Raw genomic sequence first — 23,537 nt, 5'->3', positions numbered from 1 at the left:
CCGGGTGACAGATCTGACGGCTCACCTCCGGTTTTTCGAACGATATCGACGACGACTGTACAGTCGTCGCTGTTCGCCCCAAGCTGGAGTCTCGTCCCATAACGAAATTCGGCTTCGAGCACCTATACCAGCGAAAATCACGAATTTCGGGAGGAGGTATCGTTATATGGATCCAGTGCACACATCCGGCAATGACTGCACAGGTACGAACGCCGACCGCACGCGTCTGCGAACGCTGCGATCGGGCCGAACAATGGGACGAGAACCTCGAGGCGTGGCAACTCGAGCGCAAGGACGGCGAGAGGCAGGTCGGAAATCCCCACTGCCTCCACGAGTGGGACATCAACGGCTCGTTCAATCCGGTCGTCGACGACGCCTGATCCGTCGGTTTTCTACTGACGTCGCTCTTTGCCGAGGGTATCGGGGAACGAGCAGCCTGCGTCCGTCCGGATGAGACCAGCGTCGATTCCGTCCTCGCGGACGAGGACCTCCAGCGTGTTGTAATTGCAATCGGTCAGATAGCGCCAGGAAACGTCGGTCGACGACTGTTCTTGCGCTCCGTTCGCTTCGACGGCAAGCGTATACGTTCCAGCCTCGGAAAATTCGGCGGCTCTGAAATCGTCGCCCTCGATCCGTTCTACAGTCCCGTCGTCGTCGAATTCTGTCGTTCCATCGAACACGGTCGTCCCGTCGCGTTCGACCCGAACTGTGACGCGTACCGGCTCGTCGATGGTATTCACGACGATCAGGGAGACAGGCGTATCGACACCTCTCGCTCGATGAACGTATTCACTGCACCCGGATACTGCGACGATGGCGGGGATGGCGGCCACTCGGAGTACGTCCCGGCGGTTCATGGTCTCGGTCGGCGCTATTCCTGCAAATGTTTTCTGTCCGCGAATTCGGCGGCATCGATCGCGTGTCCGGAACTTTTTGTCTCCGCCGGCACTACTCCACGGCGATGCCGACCGTCTACATCACGGCCCCGACCGACGAGGCCGATGCGATCGCCGAACGACTGGTCGAGGAGCGACTCGCCGCCTGTGTCAACCGGTTCCCGATTACGTCGACGTACCGCTGGGACGGCGAGGTACACCACGACGAGGAGATCGCACTGCTGGCAAAGACCACCGACGACGCCTACGACGACCTCGTCGAGCGCCTCGAGGAGATCCACCCCTACGACGTTCCGTGTATCGAGCGGTTCGACGAGGCGGGAATCCTCGGGTCGTTCGCGGAGTGGCGAACGGAGAGCGTCTCGCCGGAGTGAACCCGCGAGTGCGTCAGTCGGTCACAGACGGTGACTGCCCGAAAAAGCAACCCTTAAAACTCGCGCACGGGTTGTGACGGATATGGCTGGAACCATCGAAGTGCTCGTTCCGGGTGGGCAGGCCAACCCTGGCCCGCCGCTCGGTCCCGAGCTCGGACCGACGCCCGTCGACGTGCAGGCAGTCGTACAGGACATCAACGATCAGACCGAGGCCTTCGACGGAACCGAAGTCCCCGTCACCGTCGAGTACGAGGACGACGGCTCCTTCGAGATCGAAGTCGGCGTCCCGCCGACGGCCGAACTGATCAAAGACGAGGCCGGCTTCGACACCGGCAGCGGCGAACCCCAGGAGGACTTCGTCGCTGACCTCTCGATCGAACAGGTCCAGCAGATCGCCGAGCAGAAAAAGCCCGACCTGCTGGCTTACGACACGAAAAACGCCGCGAAGGAAGTCGTCGGCACCTGCGCCTCGATGGGCGTCACCATCGAAGGCGAGGACGCCCGCGAGTTCAAGGCGAAAGTCGACGACGGCGAGTTCGACGACGTTCTCGTCGAAGCGTAATCGCTGGTCTCGTTTCTTCGTATTTTTCCTCGAGAGCGACAGCTACACGGCGAGTCGTCGTCTCCTTCGATATTCATTCGAGCAGAACTCGGTCGAAGACGTCCGAGTGGATGGGTCGAGCGGGTTACTCGCTGCGTCGAGTGGCGTTCCCGTCCGTGTTCGAGGCAGGTACATCCAGTGACTCGAGTGGTACGTCGCCGGCTTCGACGAGCAAGATACCGTACCCCGTGCCCAGAAAGACGAGGCCTAGTCCCATGACGGCAGCGCCCAGATGGATGGGGTCGGCGAGGCTCTGTGCGAACGACATGATCCCGAACGTCGTTCCACCTGCAATGACTGCCCCGACAGCGTCGAACCCGTCACGTCGGTCCGGTCGCAGTTGCAGGAGGGCTGGATACCGGAGCCAGAGTGTGGCGGTCATCGCGTAGGTAACGAACGTTCCGACGAGGAGGAGAGGCGAGTCGTGGACGAGACTGACGCCGAACGTGATGCTACCGGCGACGATCGTTGCGAGTGCGTACCGAAGCGAGCGACGCATACCCGATGATGTTGTTTAATTTACAAAATTGTTCGCGTTTGTCGTCGGCCGAACCGGTTTGCAGAACGCTGTCGTTCGCCCGCGAGTTACGGCTCCGGATCGTCCTCGTTTCGCTGGTGGGATTCGGGATCGAGCGCTTGCCGTGCTTCGGGTCCGCGTCGATGTTTCGGGGAGACGATCGGTTCGCCGGAGCCCTCGATGCGCTCTTCTGGGTCCTCGACGGACCACCACTGCCGGAGGCGACTGATAACAGAGCGGAGCATACGGACAGCATTGCGCTCCAGTGAGAAAATAGTCAGGGGAACAACCAGTCGTTGCCAGCGACGGCACTCGAGCCGCCAGTCACTCATAGGTAAACAGTACCTGGATCGCTTCCGACGGGCGATCCTCGAGTAGTTCGTACGCGTCGTCGGCTTCTGTGAGCGGGAACTCGTGGGTGAGAAGCGACGCGACGTCGAGTCGCTGTAGCCATTTCCAGGTGAGGTCGTGGCGACGCTCTCGCGACCAGCGTCCGGAGAGGCGGGGATCGATCGTGCTCACCTGACTGCTTCGTATCTCGAGTCGGTCGCGGTGGAATCGCCCGCCGAGTTCGACGGTGGCGGGTCGAGTGCCGTACCACGAGCCGACGATCACGCGGCCGTCGAACCCGGTGGTCGCGATCGCGTCGTCGAGCGCGTCGGGGTCGCCGGAGAGTTCGTACGTGAGGTCGGCACGGTCACCAGCGACGTCTCGGAACGCGTCCGGAACCGCCCGGCTCGGATCGAGCGATCGATCGGCACCGAACGCTTCCGATCGCTCGCGGCGTCGTTCGTAGGAATCGAACGTGATCAGGGACTCGAGCGGCGTCTGTGCGAGCAACGCGGTCGTCAGTAACCCGACGACACCCTGACCGAGGACGGCGACTCGCTCGCCGAGCAACGGTTCGCCGTCGAGCAGGAAGGTGACGGCCGTCTCGAGGTTCGCGAACAGCGCGGCCTCGCGGGGAGAGACGTCGTTGGGTACCGGCAGAACGTCGTCGGGTCGGGCGAGGAACTGACTCTCGTGCTGGTTGTACGCGAACACCTGCCGGCCGAGCCAGTCGTCATCGACGCTCGAGCCGACGGCTGTCACCTCGCCGACGGCCGCGTAGCCGTAGGAGAGCGGAAAGGAGAGGTCGCCGTCGAGCGCCTCGAGTTCCTCGTCCGCTGGGAGGTCCGTCGGCGCGTCGCCGCGGTAGATCAGACACTCGGTACCGGCGCTGATCGCGGACGTGATCGTTCGGACGCGCAGTTCGTCGGAATCGGGGTCGGGGCTCTCGCGTTCCCGAACCTCGACAGTTCGCGGCGCGGTGAAGTATAGCGTCCGTGCGGTCATAGCAGGAGAGCGGTCACGATGTGAGTACGTTCGGCGAGCGAACACTTGGTCGTTTGTCCGAACTACCGATTCTGATACCGGCCGGTTACTGCGAACTCACGCGGCCGGTTACGGCGAGCCAGTCCCACCAGAAGTTGAGTACGAACGGCAGGACAACGACGAGCGCGACGATCCGGGAGAGCCACGGATCGACGACCGGAAGCAGTGCAATCGCGACCGTGAGCATGGCCAGTGCGCCGAGCGGACGTCGAAACCGATTCGGCGGGAGTTCGAGCACGCGCCGCCCTCGTCGCTTTCGCCACCAGATTCCGGCGACGAACAGGTAGCGTGCGAGAGCGACGGCGAGGAAGGCAAGCGGCAGCGACCCGCTACTGAGTCCGACCAGCGTCCCGACGAGAACGACCAGACCGTCCATCTCGACGTCGAGTCGAGACCCAAGTTCCGTCACCGCGCCCGTTGCGCGTGCGACCAGTCCGTCGACCGCGTCTAGCCCCGCCGCGAGAGCGAACAGCGCCACTGGCAGCCAGGCGATCGCTCCACCAGTCGACGGCGGCGGTACGAGAACGAATCCGGCGAGTATCGCGACCGGAACGCCCCGTGTTACGGTCACCCACGTCGCGAGTGTAAACGGTTGTTTTCCGGCAGTACGTCTGGCTCGAGCGACGGTCTGGAGAAAGACGACGCCCTCGAAACCGACGGCGACACCGACCGCGAAAAGGAAGGCGACGGGTGGACCGTCGATCCACAGGAACTCGAGGACGAACAGCGTGGCTGCGACGAGGAAGACGAGTCCGGCCGTTCCACGACCCCACTGGGAGAGCGTCGCGACGTCGGGTCGGTAGCGGAGGCCGTCGCTCATCCGTCACCTCGTGGCCGCAGTGATATCGGCGTCACGGAGATAGAGGACGACGAGCACGGCGATCAACAGTAGCTGTGCAACCTTGTCGACGGCCTCCACGCTCGAGATGTCGCCGAGGGCCGTCGGCTCGTTGACGACGTACCAGAGCACGACCTGTCCGGCGGTAAACGGGATGCCGACGAGATAGACCAGTCGACGACGGTAGCCGACCACCACCAGGGTGATCCCGAAGAGGAACCCGGCGGTCGCGACGAGGAAGGCGATCCCCATCCAGTGTGGGAGAAAGCCGAGTCCGAGCACCAGGTGGACGACTGCGGTGACGACGGCCAGGCCGATCCCGAGCCAGTGAAGTGACGATAGCGACGGATCGACCTGGACGTCTCCGGCCATGCATACGGAGTCGACGGCGAGCAAAAAACTACTTGTGGCGCCGACAGGATTCGAGGTGGCTGAATCAGATCTTGTTCGCGGGTGGAACGGTGCGCTCGTCGGGCCGTGTCGTGCCTCGAGCGTCGATCAGGACGCGGAATCCGGCTCCGACGCCGAGAGAGGCGGCGAGACCGACCAGCAGGATGGCGGAGACGACCGAGAGGGAGGCGAGGCCAGCGACGAGACCCCCCACGAGGACGCCAGGACCGAGTCGGTCCTGTCCGAACCGTGCCGCGATCGACGTTCCGATCGCGACGAATCCGAGCGTCGTCAGGACCGGGAGGACCAGTGCGCCGAACGCGACGAGCGGGATGCCGAAGAAGATACCGAGGCTCGTATCGGCGATCAACAGCCCGGTCGACGCGAGGCCGCCGATCACGAGCGCGCCGGGCAGACCGATACAGCCCGAAATAACCGGACTCCGGCGTGCCTTCGCTACGGATCGGGGACCGTACCCCTGCAGAAGTCCGAGAACGATCATCGCGACGACCACCGTGCCGAGGACCCCCGCGCCCGCACGGACGAGCGGGTCGGCTGCCGTGAACACCTCGAGTATCCCGCCGACGGCAACCTCCCCGGCTGTAGTGGTTTCGGACGCACCACCAACAGAATATAAATTTACTGGCCACATAACCGAATGATAGATGGTCTCTCCAGATAACCCTTTTGGTCCGAAATCACGGGTACGAGCGACGAGAGCGGGAAGATAGCCGATCGGAAGACGGCTCGGGGACGATCGTCCGTGAGTTCCGTTCACGCGGGCCGTGCCCCTGCCCAAGCGGTCGATTCCCCGCTCCAGTTCGACGGGTTTAAGTTTTCCATGACACTCCCTTCAACAGAGACAGGCATTGCCTGTTTCACTGACCCGTAGGAGCACACCCTGCGTACTACGGAGGTGAACGATGGCAGATTCGGATATTGAAACCGCAGTGGCTCGCGCACTCGAGGAGTCGCCCGATCGGAACTTCACCGAGACGGTAGACCTCGCGATCAATTTGCGCGACCTTGACCTGAACGAACCGTCGAACCGTGTTGACGAGTCCATCGTGCTCCCGTCCGGAACCGGACAGGAGACACGAATCGCCGTCATTGCCGAGGGCGAGACCGCAGTCCGCGCCGAAGAGGTCGCGGACGAGGTCCTCTCGGAGGACGACGTGGCCGACCTTGACGACGACGAAGCCAAGGATATGGCCGACGAGACGGACTTCTTCATCGCCGAAGAAGCGATGATGCAAGACATCGCCCGGCACCTGGGTACCATTCTCGGTCCCCGGGGGAAGATGCCGGATCCGCTCGCGCCCGACGACGACGTCGTCGAGACCGTCAACCGGCTCAAGAACACCGTGCAGCTTCGCTCCGGCGACCGACGAACGTTCCACACGCTCGTCGGGTCCGAAGATATGGACGCCGAAGACGTCGCCGACAACATCGACGTCGTCCTGCGACGTCTGCACGCCGACCTCGAGAAGGGCCCCCAGAACATCGATGGCGTCTACGTGAAGACGACCATGGGCCCATCCGTGGAGGTGGCCTAACATGAGCGCTGAAGCTGAACGCAAAACCGAGAACCTTCCCCAGTGGAAGAAAGAAGAAGTCGAGGAGCTCGCGGATCTCCTCGAGGACTACGAGAGCGTCGGAATCGTCGGTCTCACCGGCATCCCCTCGAAGCAGCTTCAGGACATGCGCCGCGACCTGTACGGCACCGCGGAAGTGCGGGTTAGCCGTAACACTCTGCAGGTCCGCGCGCTCGAGGATGCAGGTTACGAAGATCTCGTCGAACACGTCGAGGGCCACGTTGGTCTCGTCGCGACCAACGACAACCCCTTCACCCTCTACAAGGAGCTCGAGGCGTCGAAGACGCCCGCTCCGATCAACGAGGGCGAGGTCGCCCCGAACGACATCGTGATCCCCGAAGGGGACACGGGCGTCGACCCGGGGCCGTTCGTCGGCGAACTCCAGGGCATCGGCGCGAACGCACGCATCGAGGACGGTTCGATTCAGGTCATGGAGGACTCGACGGTCCTCGAGGCCGGCGGGGAAGTCTCTGCGGACCTGGCGAACGTCCTCAACGAACTCGGCATCGAGCCCAAGGAAGTCGGGCTCGACCTGCGTGCCGTGGTCGCCGAAGGCGTGCTCTTCGACCCCGAAGACCTCGACATCGACGTCGAGGCCTACGAGAGCGACGTGGCAACGGCCGCCGCTCGCGCACGGAACCTCGCAGTCAATGCGGAGTACCCGACCGCGTCGACGGTCCCGACGCTCGTCGCCAAGGCCACGGGCGAGGCCAAGAGCCTCGGCCTGCAGGCCGCCATCGAGGACGAAGAACTCATGCCCGACCTCGTCTCCAAGGCCGACGCACAGCTGCGTGCGCTGGCTGCCCAGATCGACGACGAGGAAGCGCTGCCGGACGAACTGCAGGACGTCGAAGCGCCTGCAGCGCCGGCGGCCGCTGACGAGGGCGAGGAAGACGAATCGGCAGACGACCAAGACGAGACCGAGGCCGACGACGCCGACACCGACGATGACGACGAAGACGACGGTGACGGTGCAGAAGGTCTCGGCGAGATGTTCGGATAATCAACGGAGGATCTAACAATGGAATACGTTTACGCTGCACTCATCCTGAACGAATCGGGCGAAGAGATCAACGAAGACAACCTCACCGACGTGCTCGACGCCGCTGGCGTCGACGTCGAAGAGTCCCGCGTCAAGGCGCTCGTCGCCGCGCTCGAGGACGTCGACATCGACGAGGCCGTCGAGGAAGCCGCCGCTGCACCCGCCGCAGCCGCCGGTGGTGCCGCTGCTGGTGGCGCTGCCGCCGACGACGGTGGCGACGAAGGTGGAGAAGAAGAGGAATCCGACGTTCCGGACACGACGGACGAGGACGACGACGAAGACGAGGAGGCCGACGGCGAAGGTCTCGGCGAACTCTTCGGCTAAGTCGTTTTCGACGACCTGGAAACGATCGATATTTTTTGCGCGACGCTTCGCCGACCAGTGGTAACGCTCTCGTGAGTTCGTGCCTTCTCCCCGAGACTACCCGACGAACCGAACAGTGTGGCCCGTTTCTTTACGTGGGCTCGGACGGGACCGTTCGGTAGACGAATGAGAATCGAGCCTGCTCCGGCCGTCGCTTTCCGGTCGACCGAGACGTCCACTCGAGTGACGAGCCGATGACGCCACCGCTCTCGTATCTCGGCTTTCACGCCGTGTTCGTTCTCCCGCCGATTCTCGTCCTCGGGTGGCTCGCCGCCCGGCGATCCGATGCGTGGCTGACCCGCGAGGGTGTTACGGGGCTCGCGATCATTCTCGTTCTCGCAGTGACGTACACGACGCCCTGGACTAACCACATGATCCCAGTCGGTGTCTGGTGGTACGGCGAGGACGTAGTGCTGGGTCGACTCTGGCATACACCTATCGAGGAGTACCTCTTTTTCGTCCTGCAGCCGATCCTGACTGCGCTCGTCCTCTTTCAGTTTCCCACGAAGACTGATCTCTCGCTCCGGATTCCCGCGAGCCATCGACTCGTCGGCGCCCTCGGAGGGTTCGTTATCTGTGCCGCCGGCTGGACGCTGCTCGAGGGGACGACGTACTACCTCGGATCGCTGCTGTTCTGGGCAGGACCGATCCTCGCGATCCAGTGGGCGTTCGGACTCACGTACCTGTGGCACGTTCGCCGCCCCGTCGCGCTCGCCGTTTCCCTCCCGACGCTGTACCTGTGGCTCGCCGACCGAATCGCCATCGAGTGGGGGATTTGGGTTATCTCCGAGACCCACACCACCGGCTACGCGCTCGCGGGGCTTCCGATCGAGGAGGCGCTCTTTTTCCTCCTGACGAACGTCTTCGTCGTCCAGGGGATCGTGCTCTACGTCTGGCTGATCGACCGCGCCCACGAACTGCCGTCACTCGAGCGACTCCACCAGGTTCGGAGGTGACTGACCGTGGGAGCTGACGCCGCGTTCGAGTCGATGACCGACCCGAAGCGGCGAGCGAGACGTCTCAGTCTCGGGTTCGGCGTCCTCACAGTCGTCTCCGGGCTCGCAACCGTCGCCGCCGTCGACTCCCTGCCACTCGTCTACCAGTACCTCCCGCTCGTGGCGACCGTCCTCCTCTTCGGACTTCCACACGGTGCCGTCGACCACCTCGTGCTTCCGCGTGCACGGCGCGATCCTGTTACGCCTCGGTCGATGGCGTTCGTCGGACTGCTCTACCTCGTCGTCGGTGCGAGCTACGCCGTCGTCTGGTTCGTCACTCCCGCGACCGCGTTCGCTCTCTTCATCCTCGTGACGCTACTGCACTGGGGACAGGGCGACGTCTACGCCCTGCTCGAGTTCGTGGACGCGTCGCACCTCGAGACGCGAACCGCTCGCATACTCGCTCTCGTCGTTCGTGGCGGACTCCCGATGCTCGTCCCGCTGGTCGCCTTTCCCGACCAGTACGCGTTCGTCGCGGAGTCACTGGTGGGACTGTTCGATCCGAACGCGGCGGCCGCGCTCGAGCCAGCGTTCGAACCGGCGGTCCGGATGACTGTCGGCACCGGCTTCGGTGCGCTGATCGCTCTGTCGCTCGCATTCGGCTACCACAGGGCGGACGCGCTCGAGCCGTGGCTGATCGATGCGGGCGAAACGCTCGGACTCGTCGCCTTCTTCGCGCTCGTCCCGCCGATACTCGCGATCGGGCTCTACTTCGCACTGTGGCACTCGGTCCGGCACATTCTCCGGACGCTACTCGTCGACGACGGCGCACTCGAGGCGCTCGCTGACGGAGCCTACGGAACCGCGACGGCGCGGTTCGCTCGCGACGCCACACCCCTGACGGCCGGCGCGCTCGTGATTCTGGGCGGACTGGCGCTTCTCGTTCCCCAGACGCCCGCGACCGTCCCCGACGCCGTGGCGCTGTATCTCGTCTGTATCGCCGTACTGACTGTTCCACACGTCGTCGTGGTCACGCTGCTCGACCTCGAGCAGGGCGTCTGGTCGCAGCCGTAATCGCTGCTCGACGCGGGTTTAAGTACGAACGAGCGGCCAGGTGCGGCGATGGTTGTTGGTCCGGTCGAGGTCGTCGTCGATCCCGCCCTGACGATCCAGTTGCTCGCGTGGCTGCTCGCCGGGGCCGCTCTCGGCACGCTCAGCGGTCTCGTTCCCGGACTGCACGCGAACAACTTCGCCCTCCTGCTCGCTGGCTTCGCACCGTCGGTTCCCGGACCGCCGCTTTTCGTCGGCTGTGCGATGCTTTCGGCCGGCGTCGTTCACACCTTCCTCAACGCCGTCCCCGCGATGGCCCTCGGCGTTCCCGACGCAGAGATGGCCGTCACCTCGCTGCCGGGCCACCGGATGGTCCTCGAGGGCAGGGGGTACGAGGCCATCCGACTCTCCGCGCTGGGGAGCGTTCTCGCGGTACTCGCCGCAGTACCACTCGCCGTTCCCGTCACGCAGGCCGTCACAGCCATCTATCCGACTCTCATGGCGAACCTCCCACTCGTGCTCGCGATGGTCGTCGTCGCGCTCGTCGCCTCCGAACGCACGTGGCGCGGCCGCGGCGCTGGGTTGCTCTCGTTCGCGCTCGCCGCCGGACTCGGCGCGCTGACGCTCGATCTCTCCCCGGACGCGCCCCTCGAGGCCGGCGGCACTCTCGCACCGCTTTTCGCCGGACTGTTCGGTGCGCCGGTGTTGATCGACGCGATCTTCGGGAGCGGAATTCCGCCACAGGACGACGACGCGATCGCACTGTCGCGTCCGCTACTCGGGGCGACGGCAGTGGCGGGCGCGCTCGCGGGTGCCGTCGTCGGCTATATTCCGGGCATCTCGGCCGCGATCGCCGCCGTCGCAGTGCTGGTGCTCGTTCCCGGCGGTGCCGGCGACCGGGGGTACATCGTCGCGACCAGCGGCGTCGACACGGCGAATACCATCTTCGCGCTGTTTGCACTCGTCGCGATCGGCCAGCCTCGGACCGGCGTGATGGTCGCCTTCGAGAGCACAGATGCACCACTCGAGTTACCGATCCTGGTCGCGGGCGTCGTCGTCGCCGGCCTGATCGGGTTCGTTCTCGTGATCGTCCTCGGAGACGCCTACCTCGAGTTCGTCGGGCGAACGACCTACTGGAAGATATCGGCGGCCGTCCTCGCGCTCCTGCTGGCCCTCTCCTTTCTGTTCACGGGCGTTCTCGGAATCGCGATCTTCGTCGTTGCGGCGGCGATCGGGATGGTTCCCGTCCGCCTGCGCGCTCGGCGCGTCCACCTGATGGGCGTCCTGATCGGACCGCTGATCCTCGGTGTCTAACGTGTTCCGTTTTCAGCCGTAACTCGAGTATCAATATTTATAATTTTGTTCGGCGTACCGGGCGTTTATGCTATCGATGGTAACACTGGGGCGTGTCGGCACTCGTCGAAACGAACGGACCTTCACGGTGGAATCGCTATGATGGGATACGATCGGTCCGTCTCGGCAGCCGATCACGAACTCGGTCCCGAGACGGTCTGGCACCTCCAGATGCCACAGCTCCGGTTCGGGCGCAACGCCGTCGCGGAACTGGGCTTCCAGCTTTCGGATCTGGGTGTCGACGCGGACGAGGACCCGCACGGGCTCGTGGTCACCGACGAGACGCTGGTCGACGTCGGCCACGTCGACCGCGTCACCGACCACCTCGAGGACGCGGGATACGACGTCACCGTCTGGGACGGCGTCGAACGCGAACCCTCGATCGAGAACGTCGACAGTTGTATCGAGTTCGTCCGCGCGAACGAAGGCGCGGACGGCTACGACTTCTACGTCGGCTTCGGCGGCGGAAGCTGTCTCGATGTGGCGAAGGCGACGCGAGCGGTGATCGCCAACGGCGGCGAGGTGCTGGATTACATCGCCGAGCCGACGGGTGAGGGCGAACCGCTGACGGAGTCGGGCCCGCCGCTGGTGCTCATGCCGACGACCGCGGGCACCGGCTCCGAGATTTCGCCGGTCGCGATCTTCTCTGTCGAGGAGAAAAACATCAAGGAAGGCATCTCGAGCAACCACGTTCGTGCCGACGCGGCGGTACTCGATCCGACGTTCACGACGACGCTTCCGGCGGACCTCACTGGAAAGGTCGCGATGGACGCCCTCGGGCACGCCATCGAGGGGTACACGACCCACTCGTTCGACGGCCTGCTTCGGGCGTCGAACCCACAGGAGCGGCCAGTTTATGCCGGCCGAACGGAGTTGACCGAGATGTTCTCCGAGAAGGCCATCTCGTTACTCTCGAGCAACATCCGGACGGCAGTCCACAACGGCGACGACATCGAGGCCCGTGCAGCCATGCTCAAGGGCGCGCTGTTCGGCGCGATCGCCGGCCTTACCGCCGGCGCGAGTCTCTGTCACGCGATGGCCTACCCGGTCGGGAACCGCTATCACACGTACCACGGCGAGACGATCGCCGTCCTCACGCCGGCGAGCACGCTCGGGTACAACGCCGCCAGCGATCCCGAACGGTTCGCCGAGGTAGCCGAGATGCTTGGAGCCGATACCGACGGACTGAGCACGCGCGAGGCCGCCGATCGGGCCAAGGAGGAGTATATCCGCCTCCAGCAGGACCTGAACGTCATCCCCAGCGGCCTCAACGAACTCGCCGGGGTCACCGAGGAGGACGTCGACTGGCTCGCGTCCCAGACCGTCGAAACCCAGCAGCGACTCCTGCGGTGTAACCCCCGTCCCGTCACCGAGGAAGATGCCGCCGACATCTTCCGGGACGCGCTGTACAACTGGGAGCCTTAATCCCGGTCGTCGACTGCCGAGACGAGCGTCTCGACGCGTGCTCGGGAGACCGGGTTCGTCGTCTCCTCGCCTTCCTTGAGCGCCGTTCCGACAATGACGCCGTCGGCACCCGCCTCGAGGCAATCGCCGACCGTCTCGGGCGTCACGCCGCTGCCGACCAGCACCGGCGTCTCCGGAACGGCGTCGACGACGCGCTCGAGGTCTTCGAGCGACGTTTCGCGACCGGTTCCCGATCCCGAGACGAGTACGCCGTCGGCCCGGCCGCGCTCGACCGTCTCCCGTGCGGCCCGTTCGATTTCGGTTTCGCCGATCGGCGTCGCGTGTTTGACGTGCACGTCCGCGAGCACGGCGACGTCGGCCTCGAGTCGCTCACGTAATCGCATCGTTTCGTGGGCCTCGCCCTCGAGGACGCCCTGGTCGGTCGCGGCGGTCCCGACGTGAACGTTAACCCGGACGAAATCAGCGCCGACGGCGGTTGCGATCGACAGCGCGGCCTCCGCGTCGTTCCTGAGGACGTTGATCCCGAGCGGACAGTCGACCTCGCGCCGGACGGCCGAGGCGATCAGGCAGATGTGGACCAGACCAACAGTGGTGATTCACCACGGCCAGTGGATTTGGACTTCGGTAGCATTTGTATATAATTCACATATCCACTACACTAAGGAATTCACAAAAACGGCAGTTGATTCACCCTCTTCAGATTTGCAGTCCGGTAGTGTTCGTCTCGTTTGAGTTGTTCAGAACCTGATTTTTCACCAAGTCTTTGAACATTTCCCAATCAACTGGTTCTCCTCCCTGCAAGTGACGCAATCACCCATTTTTAGCTTATCTAACGACCATTAAACTAAATATAATAAACCACTAATTTCCATATGCAATGCAGGAAGATCAGATTCAAGAGAAACCAACAAGTGAGCCTATATCTCGACGGCGGTTCGCCGCTAGTTCTGCTGCCGCAGCTGTGGGCCTCACTACAATCCCTGGAACCGTATTAGCAAACCGGAAAGATGATCCAACCAATTTCGATCCAGATGACCGGAAAGGAGTGATCAAGTTCATCAAAGCGCACGACAGTTCCGATCATCCAGAAGAGTTGGAGGATGACTTGACGAAAAGTCAGGAAGAAGGAGTTATCGATGTCCTTCTCAATCCGGAATGGGACTACCAAACAGAGGTTATAGGGGTTTCGGAAGTGGAACCGAACTCAGAATGGAGTGAACAACCTGAATCCCATACTGCTCGTGCCACCATTGCTGGCAATGTAAGATATCGCTTCGAGCAAACTCTCATCTGGGAGTACAATGGTGACACTTGGCGAAACGCAAGCACAGATCAAGACGGGAATGGTGACTCATTTACCGACTACGATGGGGAAGTGAGTTCACAGATCAGGAACCAAACTGATGAGCGGTTTGACGCGCGTGAGCGCGGGGAATTCTCATTGAACGTCGGGACGACTTGGCGAACGGTGACTGCCACCATCACCCACCGTTGTGAGGCTAACGGAAACGCTGAATTGATAAACGAAGATACACCACTTTAACTTAAGTATGAATTCAGCCCTGTTGGCTTCCCCCAAAATCAAAAACCTCACATATAGACGAATTGCCGCACTGGTTATAGCTGCACTCGCAGCGGTCTTCCTGTATGTGAGGCTCGGATTTACCTTCATAGGTCCGCTAGCGGCTATCCTCTGGGTACCGTTCATCGGGGTGGCCACAGTCTGGATTCTGTTTGACTCCCGAGAACAGGGTTTCAAATACCCCTCAATAGTCGCATTGACCGTTGCCATTCTGCTGTTAACCATCCTTCCGGGAATCGCAGCACTGGCAGCGTACTACTACTTCACTCGATTCCAATGGAACGACGACAAGCAATAAAGACGATCGGAGGTACAGTAGCAGGACTATCAGTTGCCAGTATCCCAGCAGCAGCTTCATCAGGCGATTACGAAGCTGCATACGAAGCGGTCCACCGGAATTTTGGCCGCCAGTACGCGGTGGAAATCGAACTCGAATGGAGTGTAACGGGTGGCGAAGTCACGGACGGATCCGTGTCTGATGACACCGCCACCTCGATCGATTGGTCATTCGAGGAGTGGACTGAACGAGATACTGAACAAGACAGCAACAAGTATGAGGCTTACTCTGAGGCGAAGTTCGAGGGGATAGCCCCCGTCATCGGATCCACAGAGCGACTTGGATTCAAAGTCACTGGCCTAACCGGAGGAGATACGAATACGAGTGTGATGCTCGATACGAGGACTGGCACTGGGAGAACGGTCATAAACGAGATCTGAGTGACGAACTGCGGTCGATAGATGTTATTAATTCGGATATTTTATTCAACGTCAAGGTTCAATCCGGTTACGATACACCACACTGAGTTGGATAGCGGCGTTCAGATCGATGTTAAAGACGAGACATACGGCCGGCGTGCAGGAGTCGAACAACCAATAATGCCTGCAAGGACTGCCGCTTCAGGCACCTTCGAGTCCGAGGCCGGGTTCACACACGAACAGAAGTATTTGTTTCGCTGTGTCTCCGGATCGTGATTGCAGTTACCAACTATGAGCGAGGACACGATTCAGGACGTGAGAAGATCAAGCCATGAGTTGGATCCTATGACACGCTCTAAAGACCAATACGTGCCGAGGTTGACGCTAAGCTTTTCCCTCCAATAGTCCAGCCGTTCCATGAGCAGTGCGATACTATTCTCTTCTGGGAGCCGCTCTTTTCGAATTTACTGTTCTTATGGACTAGGACCTTTCTGTAACTTCCGGGTCGGTGACTGGAATGAGGGCTTTCCCTGCCACGTTGAGTTCGACAACGTCTTCGTGTTCTGTCGAAAATTCTGAGAACCACCCCACAAGTCGGAGGAATTGGTGCGTGTTTCTGAGGACTAGCAGACCGGTTGAACTAGGAGGGAGCGTATTGGTCACGGATATATTTTGATCAGGATTCCTTCTCAAGGAGACGCCTCAAGCTCTTCAAGGTTGGCAGCTGTAAGCTCTCGTGCCGCTGCTTCTCTGTACTGGCTATAGATTTCTTCGGCCCTTTCAACGCCGGCTTGCTGGTTGTTGATTAGGACTCCGACGATCCCGCCGTTTGAATGAACTGTGATACCGGAGTGTGGACCATCTGAACCATTAGTTAGCCAGAGCGACTCAGGAATATCTCGATCGGTTACTAAAATGGTAGTGTTCTCGTGCGAAACGAGTGTTGCGATAGTTTCCTTGTTAATTTGATAGAGTGCCTCAATGAGACTGGGATTGCTGACAATCTCAAGGTCTACGTCGTTCTCTTTGACCGCAGCCAGTAGAGTCTCTGGGTACGATGAAAAAGCAACTGCTGCGAGCCCACGGAATTCGTCCGAGTTGTTGATGATCTTGTTTCTCTTTGATAAAACCAGCTCAGGGACGCCCTCTTTCGCTTCAAATATTTCAACATTTTTTAGGAACTCGTAACCTAGTTCGAACTCAGGAGGCACCTCGTTTATAATGTTGTGGGAATTTGAGAGGGATTCTATCGTGTTATTGAAATCCTGGTAGGTCTGGAGTGCGATTCTACCTGTTTTGGTCAGGCAATACGTTCCGTTTTCGTCCTTCTTGACACAGTGATATGCCCCTAATGACTCGATAGCTCTGTCAATAGTAGATCGGGACTTTTCGACTGAGGAAATGAGTTCTGGTTTCGTCTTTGGACTGCCAGAAAGCGACTTGAGAATATCGTCTCGGTTGGATATAATCTCTCGAAGTTCGCTATTGGAGGAGGTGGCGAACATATAGTTTCATTAATACCACTCCCATAAAAATCCATTCCACACCACTGTTATTAGTTAAGGGTTTAGCTTGAACAGCAAGGGTCCCACTTCGTTGACGAGGAAGTCGAAGTCGCATAAAAGACTCAGACACTGACCTACGGAAGATCAAAGGTGGGAAGTTGACTTACTCCCACGACTTGTAAAGCCATGGGCTTTCCCTGTGCCATCTTTAGCTAATTGCAGGCAGTAAGCCCCCGTTCTCAAGGAGTCGTCGACAACGGCGAGTAGGCGGAGGTAGTTCACACTCTCTTCACCCGATGTTAAATAAGGAAATGCCCTCGAAACGGTATGTTGAAAAATGTGGAATAGTATTGTTCAAAGACAAAGGACTTGTACGAGACAATCGTCGGGCAAATTTATTTCTGCGAAGGGATTCCGATGGAGGAGCTCAAGAATTACGCCGTAGAACGCGGTTTTTCGCGTTTCCGTATTCCCGAAGCTGTAGAAAGAGGGGGAGGGTAGAGCGTGGAACAATCGTTTAGCATGAAAGTCGGTTTGTTCACACCGCAAGTTCAGCCGCTTGCCTTCTTGATCTAGAACCCCAGAAACATCTGGACGAGCGTCTATCCAGATCAAGTATGAACGGGAAGACAACCAGCTATCAGACTATTTTCGTTGTCTCACTCGTTGTTCTCGCTGAATGTGCCGGACTCAAGGGCGGCGGGTTCTCGAGTCGGATATCGAAACCGAACCTGGTGAAGACCTTGAGAGCGACATCTAAAACGGATCGAACGACTCTTCCGAGATCCACCACATCGATGTAGGTTAAGCAAATTCAACTCTCCTGGTTGAGCCGTCGGGTGAAACAATGTTAATTGATACCGTCGATTGGCGGGATAGCATCGCGTTCGACACGCTCGAGGCGGCAAAGTCCTCCCCGTTCGAGGTCGTTTTTCCGACAGGGCCGCTACCTCGAGGTGAGTACATGCCAGGACTCTTCTCCGAACTATCCTTGCGTGACTGTGAACTACCGAATCGACTCGCGGTGTCGCCGATGTGTCAGTACTCCTGTGATCCCGACGGGCTGCCGACCGAGTGGCACCGCGTCCACCTCGGCAGCCGCGCCGTCGGCGGTGCGGGTATCGTGATGTCCGAGGCGACCGCCGTCGAACCCCGCGGCCGGATCACGCCCCACGACTTGGGAATCTGGAGTGACGAACACGCCGAGGCCCTGCAGCCGATCACCGAGTTCATCCGCGACCAGGGTGGGGTGCCGGCGATCCAGCTCGCCCACGCGGGTCACAAGGCCAGCAAGACCAGGCCCTGGGACGGCAACGTTCCCATCGCGCCGGACGAGACCGACCCCGACGGAGCGTCGGGCTGGGAAGTCCTCTCACCCTCGCCCGACGCCTATCCGCCCTTCTCCGGCGATCGACCTGCCATGCAGAAGGCGACCCAGGACGACATCGAGGGCGTGATCGACGCCTACCGCGACGCGGCCGAACGGTCGCTCGAGGCCGGCTTCGAGATCGCAGAGGTCCACGCCGCACACGGCTACCTGCTCCACGAGTTCCTCTCGCCCGTGACGAACCGCCGGGAGGACGACTACGGCGGGAGCTTCGAGAACCGAACGCGACTCCTTCGGGAGGTCACTGCGGCCGTCCGCGAGGTCTGGCCCGACGAGAAACCCGTCTTCGTCCGGATTTCGGGGACGGACTGGCTCGAGGACCGCGAGTCGTGGGATATCGACCAGTCCGTTCGACTGGCCGGCGACCTCGCCGACCTCGGCGTCGATCTGGTAGACGTCAGCTCCGGCGGAATCCACCCCGACCAGGAGGCGGCGGGTGGACCGAACTTCCAGGTCCCGCTGGCGGAAGCGATCCGCGAGGGAGCGGACGTCGCGGTCGGTGCCGTCGGTGGCATCACCGAACCGGAGCAGGCCGAGGCGCTCGTCGGAAACGGGCGGGCCGACCTCGTACTGGTCGGTCGAGAGTTCCTCCGTGACCCGTACTTCGGGCTTCGAGCGGCCGGCGAACTCACAGACGACGCTCCCGCGGAGTGGCCGGTCCAGTACCGACGGTCAGCAGAGTAACACGACGAGTTCCGACCGTCGTCACTCGTCGGGCGCTGTCCCTCTCTCACTAAAGTGTGACGGCGAACATCTTCCCTCGATATCCCATATTTTGGGAGCGTTGGACCTGTTAAATGGTGTCTTGGTGTTACCGTTCAGGTGACCATGACCAGTAACGATAGCAGTCGTCGAACGTTCCTGAAAGCCGCAGGTGCAACGAGCGTCGCAGCGATCGCAGCGGGCTGTCTCGGTGACGACGAAAACGGCGGAGACGACGATACGGGCGATGAAAACGGTGGAACGGACGGGATCGCGATCGATCCCGGAACGACGATCGATCTCGACGGCCAGACCCCCGGCTGGGAAGGAATCGCACCGGGCGAGATCGACGGCGAAACGAATCCGACCCTCGTCCTGCAGGAGGGCGAGACCTACGAAATCGGCTGGAGCGAGGGCGATGGCTCCCAACACAACATCGCAATCTGGGACGACGGTGGCAACGTCGTCGACGACCTCCAGACCGAGCAGGTCTTCGAACCCGGCGACGACCAGTGGCTCGAGTTCGAAGCCAGCGGCGAAATGGCGTCGTACGTCTGTGAGCCCCACGAGACGACGATGATCGGTGATATTGTCGTCGAATAATTGAACGAGAACAGACGGAAGAACTCGCGAAATCGGATTATCTCGTCGCCGGTCGCTTCGGCGACCGGCACCTTCGTCTACTCGGCCAGTGGCTACGCTCGGAATAGCAACCGTCCGTTCACGCACCGATTCAGTGGCGCGAACTGGTCTTTCTACTCCTCGTCGATCCACTTGATCGAACAGCCCTGCGAGGGCTGCCACTCGAGGTCGACCTCCTCGCCGGCGAGAACGGCGTCGACGGCCTCCCGGACGTGGAATCGGCTCGGTTCGTCGTCGGGGTTCAGGGCATCGTCGAGGCGGCCGTGATAGACCAGACCGAAGCTCCCGTCCTCTCGAGCGAACAGGAACGGATCCGGCGTACACACCGCGCCGTAGGCGTCGGCGACGTCCTGGCTCGCGTCGCGGAGGTAGGCGTCGTACTGGATGCGACCCTCGGAGACGTACTCGCGCATCGCCTCCATGGAGTCGTCGGGATACTCCTCGGCGTCGTTGGGGTTGATTCCGACGACCGCCACGTCGTCGTACTCGCTTGCGAGGTCGTTCAACAGGTCGAACTTCGCCTCGGCGTACGGACAGTGGTTGCAGGTGAAGACGATCAGCAACGCCTCGTGGTCGGCAAACGACTCGAGCGTGTACGTCTCGCCGTCGGTACCCTCGAGTTCGAACGCCGGCGGTTCGTCGCCGGCCGAGAGTTCGGAGTCGGACTCTTTCAGGACCATACAGTGACGTTCGTCGCTCGAGTCTTAAAACGACGCTGGAAGCGGCGAGAAAGCTTGTATCGGAGATATTCTGGAAGCGGCGAGCGACGACTTACATATTTGTATCCCCCGCGATATTCATGGAGTATGAAAACGCTCGAGGTTACCGAGGAACAACACGCGTTCATCCAGCACGTCCGCGAGGAACTGTCCGAGGAGGTCGTCGGCAGGTACGGTCACGTCCGCGACCAGGACGCGGTCCAGTTCCTGATCGACAACGTCGACACCGACGGCAACGGCGAGGTGTCGTTGGACGACGCCATCGCGGGTGAAGCCGACACGAGCGAGTTTACCTACGACTCGGATACCGACGAGGAAGAAGCCGGCGACGACGCGGACGACACCGAGGAAAGCGAGGGTGGCGAAGCAGACGACGACGACATGTTAGACGAGATGATGAGCCTGCTCGAGACCCACGACGACAAGTGGGGTGAGGCCTCCTCCGAAGAGGCGAGATACGAAGTCGAACTCCCCGACGGCTCGACCGAGGAGGTCCAGACGAAAGACGACGTCCGGGCGCTGCTGTTCAAGAACTACCGGTGACCGGTTCGGTACGGCCGCCGCGTGGTAACAACGAGACGCGAGAGCAGATACCACGGGAAGAACAACGTTTTTACTCGCGGTCACGCTTCGGAGTTGTATGAGCGAACGCGAGGTGCTCGAGTTGCTTCGTGAGAACGCGCGATACGACACGGCGGATATCGCGCGAATGACCGACCTCGAGGAGAGCGAGGTCGAAGCAGTAATCGAGGAGCTCGAGGCAGCAGGCGTCGTCCGTGGGTACCAGGCGGTCGTCGACTGGGACAAACTCGAGGACGAACGCGTCCGCGCCGAGGTCGAACTCAACGTCGAACTCGACCGCGAGACGGGCTACGGCGACATCGCGGAGCGCCTCGCACGGTTCCCGCAGGTTACGGCCTTGCGGCTGGTCAGCGGCGACTACGACTTCGACATGGAGGTCGAGGGTGACTCGATCCGCGAGGTTTCGAAGTTCATCAGCGAGAAGGTCGCGCCGGTTCCCGAGATCACCCAGACGGTCACCCACTACGTGATGACCTCCTACAAGGAGAACGGGATCGAACTCGGCGACGGCGACGAGGACGACAGGCTCTCGTTCTCACCATGACGTTCGAACCGTCAGAGCGCGTTCGCGAGGTGCCGCCGTCGGGCATCCGGCGGTTCTTCGAGATCGCAGAGGAACGCGACGAGGTCATCTCGCTTGGCGTCGGTGAACCCGACTTCTCGACGCCGTGGGCCGCTCGCGACGCCGCGATCACGTCCCTGGAGCAAGGAAAGACCTCGTACACGGCGAACCGCGGCAGACGCGACCTCCGTGTGGCGATCGCCGACTACGTCGCCGACCGGTTCGACTTCGGATACGATCCCGACGAGGAGATCATCGTCACCGCAGGCGCAAGCGAAGCCGTCGACCTCGCGTTCCGGGCGTTCGTCGACCCCGGCGACACCGTCGCGATCGCCCAGCCGTCGTACATCTCCTACGAACCGGGCGTGATCTTCGCCGGCGGCGAGGTTCTCCCGGTTCCCACGAAAGAAGAAGACGAGTTCCGACTCACCGTCGAGGCACTCGAGGACGCCGGCGCAGCCGACGCGGAGATGCTCGTGCTCTGTTACCCGAACAACCCGACGGGCGCGATCATGCGCGAGGACGACCTCGAGCCGATCGCCGAGTTCGCCCGCGAGCACGATCTGACGGTGCTGTCCGACGAGATCTACGCGGAGTTGACGTACGACGGAGAGCACACGTCGATCGCGACCTTCGAGGGGATGCGCGAGCGGACGATCGTCTTCAACGGGTTCTCGAAAGCCCACGCGATGACGGGGCTTCGACTCGGATACGCGCTCGGGCCGGCTGACGCCATCGGCGCGATGAACAAGATTCACCAGTACACGATGCTGTCGGCACCGACGACCGCCCAGTACGCCGCGCTCGAGGCGCTGGACTCCTGTGCCGAGGACGTCGAGAACATGGTCGAGCAGTACGATCGTCGACGGCGGTTCGTCCTCTCGCGATTCCGCGAGATCGGAATGGATGTCTTCGAGGCGAAGGGAGCGTTCTACTGTTTCCCCGAGGTGCCCGACGGCTGGACTGCAGAGGAGTTCGCCGAGGACCTGCTCCGGGAACAAGGCGTCGCCGTCGTCCCGGGCGACGTCTTCGGCGAGGGTGGCGAGGGCCATCTCCGGATCTCCTACGCGACCGGGCTCCCGGATCTACGGGAGGCACTGAGCCGAATCGAAGCGTTCGTCGGCGAACACGTCGACGAACGCTAGGACAGTCGCGCGGCGACGTCGGCTTCCGTGATGATGCCGACCGTCTCGCCGGCTTCCGTGATCATCACGGCCTTGTAGTGCTCGAGCAAGTTACTGATCTCGTCGAGCGTCGCGTCCTTCGAGACCGTCGGGAAGCTCTCGCCCATGTGCTCCTCGACGGCTTCGTCGCGCGCCTCGGAATCGAGGTGGACGAGGTCGCTCTGGCTGATCGAGCCAACCGGAATGCCGTCCTGGATGACTGCAAGCTGGGAGTAGGCCTCTTCCCCCATCTTCTGGGCGGCCTCGCTGACGGGATCGCTTGGTGCGACGCTGACGACGGCCTCGTTCATCAGGTCCGCCGCGCGGATGACGTCGCTTTCGGCCTTCTCGAGGGCGTTGACGATCCGCCGGAGCGTCGAGAGGCGCGGGTCGACGTCGCCGCCTTCGATCCGGGCGATTAGCGGCTGGGAGACCTCGGCTTTCTCGGCGAGTTCGCTCTGGGTCAGCCCGAGTTCGGTGCGGCGCTGGCGAAGGTCCGCTGGCGTCGGAAGCTCCATACGATCCAATAACCACGGGTTATAGAAATAGTTTGGGTCAGTCCCAGTATTGCGAACCGACAGAACGGCGTCACCTGAGGGTACAAGCCAGCAGATTATCCACGCGGTCGTGGACTGTACGCCCACTCTATGACTGGCAAGCAGACGTGGGCGATTCCCGAGGGCTACATCCCCGAGGAGAGCACCGGCCCCGAACCGGAGATGATCAGCCACGAGTCCCTCTGCGTTCTCAACACGGCCGACGAGGACGCAACCCTCGAGATCACGGTCTACTTCACCGACCGAGAGCCGGTCGGCCCCTACGAGAAGACGGTCCCCGCCGAGCGAACCGAACACTTCCGGTTCAACGAGTTCGAGGATCCGGAGGAGATTCCGAAAGGCGAACCGTTCGCGAGCGTGCTCGAGTCAGACGTTCCCGTCGTCTGTCAACACACACGGCTGGACTCGAGACAGGCGGAGAACGCGTTGCTCTCGACGATCGCACACCCGGGTGAGTAGTCGTGGAACGGGACGAAAAACCGGACGAGGAGTGGACGAACTGGTCGGGGAGCATCTCGTTCGAACCCGACCGAATCGTCGAACCCGAAAGCGAGGAAGAGGTCGGGTCGATCGTTCTCGAGTCGAACGTTCCGATCGTCGTCCAGTGGAGTCGTCAGGACACCCGTCAGACCGAGAACGCGGGGCTTTCGACGATCGTATACGGCGAGTGAGCGGGCCCACGACCCC

At 61.6% G+C, this 23,537-nt stretch carries 30 protein-coding genes and 2 pseudogenes; 21 read left to right on the top strand and 11 right to left on the bottom strand.

Annotation, left to right across the window (positions count from 1 at the left end; genetic code table 11):
• Window positions 1–191: 191 nt before the first annotated feature.
• Window positions 192–380 carry an HEWD family protein gene (locus BLR35_RS08315; protein WP_090380303.1) on the top strand — a complete coding sequence of 63 codons (189 nt, stop codon included), beginning with the start codon at window positions 192–194 and terminating at the stop codon, window positions 378–380.
• A gap of 12 nt (window positions 381–392) precedes the next feature.
• On the opposite strand, the gene BLR35_RS08310 is transcribed toward BLR35_RS08315, so the two are convergent.
• A complete protein-coding gene (locus BLR35_RS08310; RefSeq protein WP_090380300.1) occupies window positions 393–740 on the bottom strand; it encodes a hypothetical protein in 348 nt (115 codons plus the stop codon).
• A gap of 221 nt (window positions 741–961) precedes the next feature.
• Between BLR35_RS08310 and cutA the strand changes: the two genes are divergently transcribed.
• Both cutA and BLR35_RS08300 read left to right on the top strand, forming a co-directional pair.
• Window positions 962–1,270, top strand: coding sequence for a divalent-cation tolerance protein CutA (gene cutA / locus BLR35_RS08305; protein ID WP_090380297.1), 309 nt, complete (start codon window positions 962–964; stop codon window positions 1,268–1,270).
• An 82-nt stretch (window positions 1,271–1,352) separates the two neighbouring features.
• Complete coding sequence (locus BLR35_RS08300) at window positions 1,353–1,832, top strand: 50S ribosomal protein L11 (protein WP_090380294.1); 480 nt, start codon at window positions 1,353–1,355, stop codon at window positions 1,830–1,832.
• 124 nt (window positions 1,833–1,956) lie between these two features.
• Here BLR35_RS08300 and BLR35_RS08295 read toward each other — a convergent pair whose 3' ends face one another.
• The 6 genes from BLR35_RS08295 to BLR35_RS08275 form a co-directional block, all read right to left on the bottom strand.
• On the bottom strand, window positions 1,957–2,370 hold the full coding sequence (locus tag BLR35_RS08295) for a hypothetical protein (protein WP_090380291.1): 414 nt from the start codon (window positions 2,368–2,370) through the stop codon (window positions 1,957–1,959).
• A gap of 86 nt (window positions 2,371–2,456) precedes the next feature.
• Window positions 2,457–2,633 (bottom strand): hypothetical protein, encoded by a 177-nt coding sequence (locus BLR35_RS20630; protein ID WP_170830995.1) that lies wholly within the window; start codon window positions 2,631–2,633, stop codon window positions 2,457–2,459.
• A gap of 79 nt (window positions 2,634–2,712) precedes the next feature.
• Complete coding sequence (locus BLR35_RS08290) at window positions 2,713–3,723, bottom strand: zinc-dependent alcohol dehydrogenase (protein ID WP_090380288.1); 1,011 nt, start codon at window positions 3,721–3,723, stop codon at window positions 2,713–2,715.
• An 85-nt stretch (window positions 3,724–3,808) separates the two neighbouring features.
• Window positions 3,809–4,582, bottom strand: coding sequence for a CDP-alcohol phosphatidyltransferase family protein (locus tag BLR35_RS08285; protein ID WP_090380285.1), 774 nt, complete (start codon window positions 4,580–4,582; stop codon window positions 3,809–3,811).
• A gap of 3 nt (window positions 4,583–4,585) precedes the next feature.
• Complete coding sequence (locus BLR35_RS08280) at window positions 4,586–4,972, bottom strand: DUF7475 family protein (RefSeq protein WP_090380283.1); 387 nt, start codon at window positions 4,970–4,972, stop codon at window positions 4,586–4,588.
• Between the two features lie 64 nt (window positions 4,973–5,036).
• Window positions 5,037–5,642 carry a hypothetical protein gene (locus tag BLR35_RS08275; protein ID WP_090380280.1) on the bottom strand — a complete coding sequence of 202 codons (606 nt, stop codon included), beginning with the start codon at window positions 5,640–5,642 and terminating at the stop codon, window positions 5,037–5,039.
• Between the two features lie 271 nt (window positions 5,643–5,913).
• Between BLR35_RS08275 and BLR35_RS08270 the strand changes: the two genes are divergently transcribed.
• The 7 genes from BLR35_RS08270 (at window position 5,914) to BLR35_RS08235 (ending at window position 12,753) form a co-directional block, all read left to right on the top strand.
• Window positions 5,914–6,546: a 50S ribosomal protein L1 gene (locus BLR35_RS08270; protein ID WP_090380277.1), complete on the top strand. Its 633-nt coding sequence runs from the start codon at window positions 5,914–5,916 to the stop codon at window positions 6,544–6,546.
• A gap of 1 nt (window position 6,547) precedes the next feature.
• Complete coding sequence (locus BLR35_RS08265) at window positions 6,548–7,588, top strand: 50S ribosomal protein L10 (protein WP_090380274.1); 1,041 nt, start codon at window positions 6,548–6,550, stop codon at window positions 7,586–7,588.
• Window positions 7,589–7,606: 18 nt separating this feature from the next.
• Complete coding sequence (gene rpl12p, locus BLR35_RS08260) at window positions 7,607–7,951, top strand: 50S ribosomal protein P1 (RefSeq protein ID WP_090380271.1); 345 nt, start codon at window positions 7,607–7,609, stop codon at window positions 7,949–7,951.
• Window positions 7,952–8,184: 233 nt separating this feature from the next.
• On the top strand, window positions 8,185–8,946 hold the full coding sequence (locus BLR35_RS08250; RefSeq protein WP_090380265.1) for a lycopene cyclase domain-containing protein: 762 nt from the start codon (window positions 8,185–8,187) through the stop codon (window positions 8,944–8,946).
• Between the two features lie 33 nt (window positions 8,947–8,979).
• Window positions 8,980–9,999 carry a Brp/Blh family beta-carotene 15,15'-dioxygenase gene (locus BLR35_RS08245; protein WP_090382866.1) on the top strand — a complete coding sequence of 340 codons (1,020 nt, stop codon included), beginning with the start codon at window positions 8,980–8,982 and terminating at the stop codon, window positions 9,997–9,999.
• 48 nt (window positions 10,000–10,047) lie between these two features.
• On the top strand, window positions 10,048–11,289 hold the full coding sequence (locus tag BLR35_RS08240; RefSeq protein ID WP_090380262.1) for a tripartite tricarboxylate transporter permease: 1,242 nt from the start codon (window positions 10,048–10,050) through the stop codon (window positions 11,287–11,289).
• Window positions 11,290–11,430: 141 nt separating this feature from the next.
• Complete coding sequence (locus tag BLR35_RS08235; protein WP_090380259.1) at window positions 11,431–12,753, top strand: hydroxyacid-oxoacid transhydrogenase; 1,323 nt, start codon at window positions 11,431–11,433, stop codon at window positions 12,751–12,753.
• On the opposite strand, the pseudogene BLR35_RS08230 reads toward BLR35_RS08235, so the two are convergent.
• A pseudogene (locus BLR35_RS08230) lies at window positions 12,750–13,316 on the bottom strand (BtpA/SgcQ family protein); the annotation flags it as partial. The gene BLR35_RS08235 and the pseudogene BLR35_RS08230 sit on opposite strands and share 4 nt — an antisense overlap.
• A 314-nt stretch (window positions 13,317–13,630) precedes the next feature.
• On the opposite strand from BLR35_RS08230, the gene BLR35_RS20250 reads away from it, so the two are divergent.
• From BLR35_RS20250 to BLR35_RS20950, 4 genes and pseudogenes are all read left to right on the top strand, one after another.
• Window positions 13,631–14,296 (top strand): hypothetical protein, encoded by a 666-nt coding sequence (locus tag BLR35_RS20250; RefSeq protein ID WP_139169260.1) that lies wholly within the window; start codon window positions 13,631–13,633, stop codon window positions 14,294–14,296.
• Window positions 14,297–14,303: 7 nt separating this feature from the next.
• Window positions 14,304–14,633: a hypothetical protein gene (locus tag BLR35_RS08225; protein ID WP_090380256.1), complete on the top strand. Its 330-nt coding sequence runs from the start codon at window positions 14,304–14,306 to the stop codon at window positions 14,631–14,633.
• Window positions 14,612–15,052, top strand: a complete 441-nt coding sequence (locus BLR35_RS08220) for a hypothetical protein (RefSeq protein WP_139169259.1) — start codon at window positions 14,612–14,614, stop codon at window positions 15,050–15,052. Before BLR35_RS08225 ends, BLR35_RS08220 begins: the two co-directional genes overlap by 22 nt.
• Window positions 15,053–15,163: 111 nt before the next feature.
• Window positions 15,164–15,366: pseudogene (locus tag BLR35_RS20950) on the top strand (transposase); the annotation flags it as partial.
• Window positions 15,367–15,720: 354 nt separating this feature from the next.
• On the opposite strand, the gene BLR35_RS20245 reads toward BLR35_RS20950, so the two are convergent.
• Window positions 15,721–16,536, bottom strand: coding sequence for a helix-turn-helix transcriptional regulator (locus BLR35_RS20245; RefSeq protein ID WP_139169258.1), 816 nt, complete (start codon window positions 16,534–16,536; stop codon window positions 15,721–15,723).
• A gap of 964 nt (window positions 16,537–17,500) precedes the next feature.
• Here BLR35_RS20245 and BLR35_RS08210 point away from each other — a divergent pair.
• Window positions 17,501–18,607, top strand: coding sequence for an NADH:flavin oxidoreductase/NADH oxidase (locus BLR35_RS08210; RefSeq protein ID WP_090380247.1), 1,107 nt, complete (start codon window positions 17,501–17,503; stop codon window positions 18,605–18,607).
• 144 nt (window positions 18,608–18,751) lie between these two features.
• Window positions 18,752–19,228, top strand: a complete 477-nt coding sequence (locus BLR35_RS08205) for a plastocyanin/azurin family copper-binding protein (protein WP_090380244.1) — start codon at window positions 18,752–18,754, stop codon at window positions 19,226–19,228.
• Between the two features lie 152 nt (window positions 19,229–19,380).
• Here BLR35_RS08205 and BLR35_RS08200 read toward each other — a convergent pair whose 3' ends face one another.
• Window positions 19,381–19,947, bottom strand: a complete 567-nt coding sequence (locus BLR35_RS08200; protein ID WP_090380241.1) for a thioredoxin family protein — start codon at window positions 19,945–19,947, stop codon at window positions 19,381–19,383.
• A 126-nt stretch (window positions 19,948–20,073) separates the two neighbouring features.
• Between BLR35_RS08200 and BLR35_RS08195 the strand changes: the two genes are divergently transcribed.
• The 3 genes from BLR35_RS08195 to BLR35_RS08185 all read left to right on the top strand — a co-directional run bounded on the left by BLR35_RS08195 (window position 20,074) and on the right by BLR35_RS08185 (window position 22,275).
• Window positions 20,074–20,529 carry a hypothetical protein gene (locus BLR35_RS08195; protein WP_090380238.1) on the top strand — a complete coding sequence of 152 codons (456 nt, stop codon included), beginning with the start codon at window positions 20,074–20,076 and terminating at the stop codon, window positions 20,527–20,529.
• 97 nt (window positions 20,530–20,626) lie between these two features.
• Window positions 20,627–21,112 (top strand): Lrp/AsnC family transcriptional regulator, encoded by a 486-nt coding sequence (locus BLR35_RS08190; RefSeq protein WP_090380236.1) that lies wholly within the window; start codon window positions 20,627–20,629, stop codon window positions 21,110–21,112.
• Entirely contained in the window at window positions 21,109–22,275 is a 1,167-nt protein-coding gene (locus tag BLR35_RS08185; RefSeq protein ID WP_090380233.1) for a pyridoxal phosphate-dependent aminotransferase, read from the top strand. Before BLR35_RS08190 ends, BLR35_RS08185 begins: the two co-directional genes overlap by 4 nt.
• On the opposite strand, the gene BLR35_RS08180 is transcribed toward BLR35_RS08185, so the two are convergent.
• Window positions 22,272–22,811 carry a CBS domain-containing protein gene (locus BLR35_RS08180; RefSeq protein WP_090380230.1) on the bottom strand — a complete coding sequence of 180 codons (540 nt, stop codon included), beginning with the start codon at window positions 22,809–22,811 and terminating at the stop codon, window positions 22,272–22,274. The two genes, BLR35_RS08185 and BLR35_RS08180, sit on opposite strands and share 4 nt — an antisense overlap.
• Window positions 22,812–22,940: 129 nt before the next feature.
• Here BLR35_RS08180 and BLR35_RS08175 point away from each other — a divergent pair, with 129 nt between their 5' ends.
• Together BLR35_RS08175 and BLR35_RS20945 are read left to right on the top strand one after the other, a co-directional pair.
• Window positions 22,941–23,309 carry a sensory rhodopsin transducer gene (locus tag BLR35_RS08175; protein ID WP_090380227.1) on the top strand — a complete coding sequence of 123 codons (369 nt, stop codon included), beginning with the start codon at window positions 22,941–22,943 and terminating at the stop codon, window positions 23,307–23,309.
• Between the two features lie 2 nt (window positions 23,310–23,311).
• On the top strand, window positions 23,312–23,521 hold the full coding sequence (locus BLR35_RS20945) for a sensory rhodopsin transducer (protein WP_090380224.1): 210 nt from the start codon (window positions 23,312–23,314) through the stop codon (window positions 23,519–23,521).
• Window positions 23,522–23,537 lie beyond the last annotated feature (16 nt).

The sequence above is a fragment of the Natronobacterium texcoconense genome (genome assembly GCF_900104065.1).
Classification (GTDB): domain Archaea; phylum Halobacteriota; class Halobacteria; order Halobacteriales; family Natrialbaceae; genus Natronobacterium; species Natronobacterium texcoconense.
Note: the sequence above shows the minus strand (reverse complement) of the source record. Positions and strands in the feature narration are given on the sequence as shown.

Coding starts and splice junctions, on each gene's coding strand:
- BLR35_RS08175 (WP_090380227.1), top strand. CDS start 22,941: ATGACTGGCAAGCAGACGTGGGCGATTCCCGAGGGCTACATCCCCGAG.
- BLR35_RS08275 (WP_090380280.1), bottom strand. CDS start 5,642: ATGTGGCCAGTAAATTTATATTCTGTTGGTGGTGCGTCCGAAACCACT.
- BLR35_RS08315 (WP_090380303.1), top strand. CDS start 192: ATGACTGCACAGGTACGAACGCCGACCGCACGCGTCTGCGAACGCTGC.
- BLR35_RS08180 (WP_090380230.1), bottom strand. CDS start 22,811: ATGGAGCTTCCGACGCCAGCGGACCTTCGCCAGCGCCGCACCGAACTC.
- BLR35_RS20630 (WP_170830995.1), bottom strand. CDS start 2,633: ATGCTCCGCTCTGTTATCAGTCGCCTCCGGCAGTGGTGGTCCGTCGAG.
- BLR35_RS08280 (WP_090380283.1), bottom strand. CDS start 4,972: ATGGCCGGAGACGTCCAGGTCGATCCGTCGCTATCGTCACTTCACTGG.
- BLR35_RS08205 (WP_090380244.1), top strand. CDS start 18,752: ATGACCAGTAACGATAGCAGTCGTCGAACGTTCCTGAAAGCCGCAGGT.
- BLR35_RS08220 (WP_139169259.1), top strand. CDS start 14,612: ATGGAACGACGACAAGCAATAAAGACGATCGGAGGTACAGTAGCAGGA.
- BLR35_RS08195 (WP_090380238.1), top strand. CDS start 20,074: ATGAAAACGCTCGAGGTTACCGAGGAACAACACGCGTTCATCCAGCAC.
- BLR35_RS08270 (WP_090380277.1), top strand. CDS start 5,914: ATGGCAGATTCGGATATTGAAACCGCAGTGGCTCGCGCACTCGAGGAG.
- BLR35_RS08245 (WP_090382866.1), top strand. CDS start 8,980: ATGACCGACCCGAAGCGGCGAGCGAGACGTCTCAGTCTCGGGTTCGGC.
- BLR35_RS20250 (WP_139169260.1), top strand. CDS start 13,631: ATGCAGGAAGATCAGATTCAAGAGAAACCAACAAGTGAGCCTATATCT.
- BLR35_RS08185 (WP_090380233.1), top strand. CDS start 21,109: ATGACGTTCGAACCGTCAGAGCGCGTTCGCGAGGTGCCGCCGTCGGGC.
- BLR35_RS08235 (WP_090380259.1), top strand. CDS start 11,431: ATGGGATACGATCGGTCCGTCTCGGCAGCCGATCACGAACTCGGTCCC.
- BLR35_RS08240 (WP_090380262.1), top strand. CDS start 10,048: ATGGTTGTTGGTCCGGTCGAGGTCGTCGTCGATCCCGCCCTGACGATC.
- cutA (WP_090380297.1), top strand. CDS start 962: ATGCCGACCGTCTACATCACGGCCCCGACCGACGAGGCCGATGCGATC.
- BLR35_RS08190 (WP_090380236.1), top strand. CDS start 20,627: ATGAGCGAACGCGAGGTGCTCGAGTTGCTTCGTGAGAACGCGCGATAC.
- BLR35_RS08225 (WP_090380256.1), top strand. CDS start 14,304: ATGAATTCAGCCCTGTTGGCTTCCCCCAAAATCAAAAACCTCACATAT.
- BLR35_RS08300 (WP_090380294.1), top strand. CDS start 1,353: ATGGCTGGAACCATCGAAGTGCTCGTTCCGGGTGGGCAGGCCAACCCT.
- BLR35_RS08295 (WP_090380291.1), bottom strand. CDS start 2,370: ATGCGTCGCTCGCTTCGGTACGCACTCGCAACGATCGTCGCCGGTAGC.
- BLR35_RS08290 (WP_090380288.1), bottom strand. CDS start 3,723: ATGACCGCACGGACGCTATACTTCACCGCGCCGCGAACTGTCGAGGTT.
- BLR35_RS08250 (WP_090380265.1), top strand. CDS start 8,185: ATGACGCCACCGCTCTCGTATCTCGGCTTTCACGCCGTGTTCGTTCTC.
- rpl12p (WP_090380271.1), top strand. CDS start 7,607: ATGGAATACGTTTACGCTGCACTCATCCTGAACGAATCGGGCGAAGAG.
- BLR35_RS08200 (WP_090380241.1), bottom strand. CDS start 19,947: ATGGTCCTGAAAGAGTCCGACTCCGAACTCTCGGCCGGCGACGAACCG.
- BLR35_RS08210 (WP_090380247.1), top strand. CDS start 17,501: ATGCCAGGACTCTTCTCCGAACTATCCTTGCGTGACTGTGAACTACCG.
- BLR35_RS20245 (WP_139169258.1), bottom strand. CDS start 16,536: ATGTTCGCCACCTCCTCCAATAGCGAACTTCGAGAGATTATATCCAAC.
- BLR35_RS08265 (WP_090380274.1), top strand. CDS start 6,548: ATGAGCGCTGAAGCTGAACGCAAAACCGAGAACCTTCCCCAGTGGAAG.
- BLR35_RS08285 (WP_090380285.1), bottom strand. CDS start 4,582: ATGAGCGACGGCCTCCGCTACCGACCCGACGTCGCGACGCTCTCCCAG.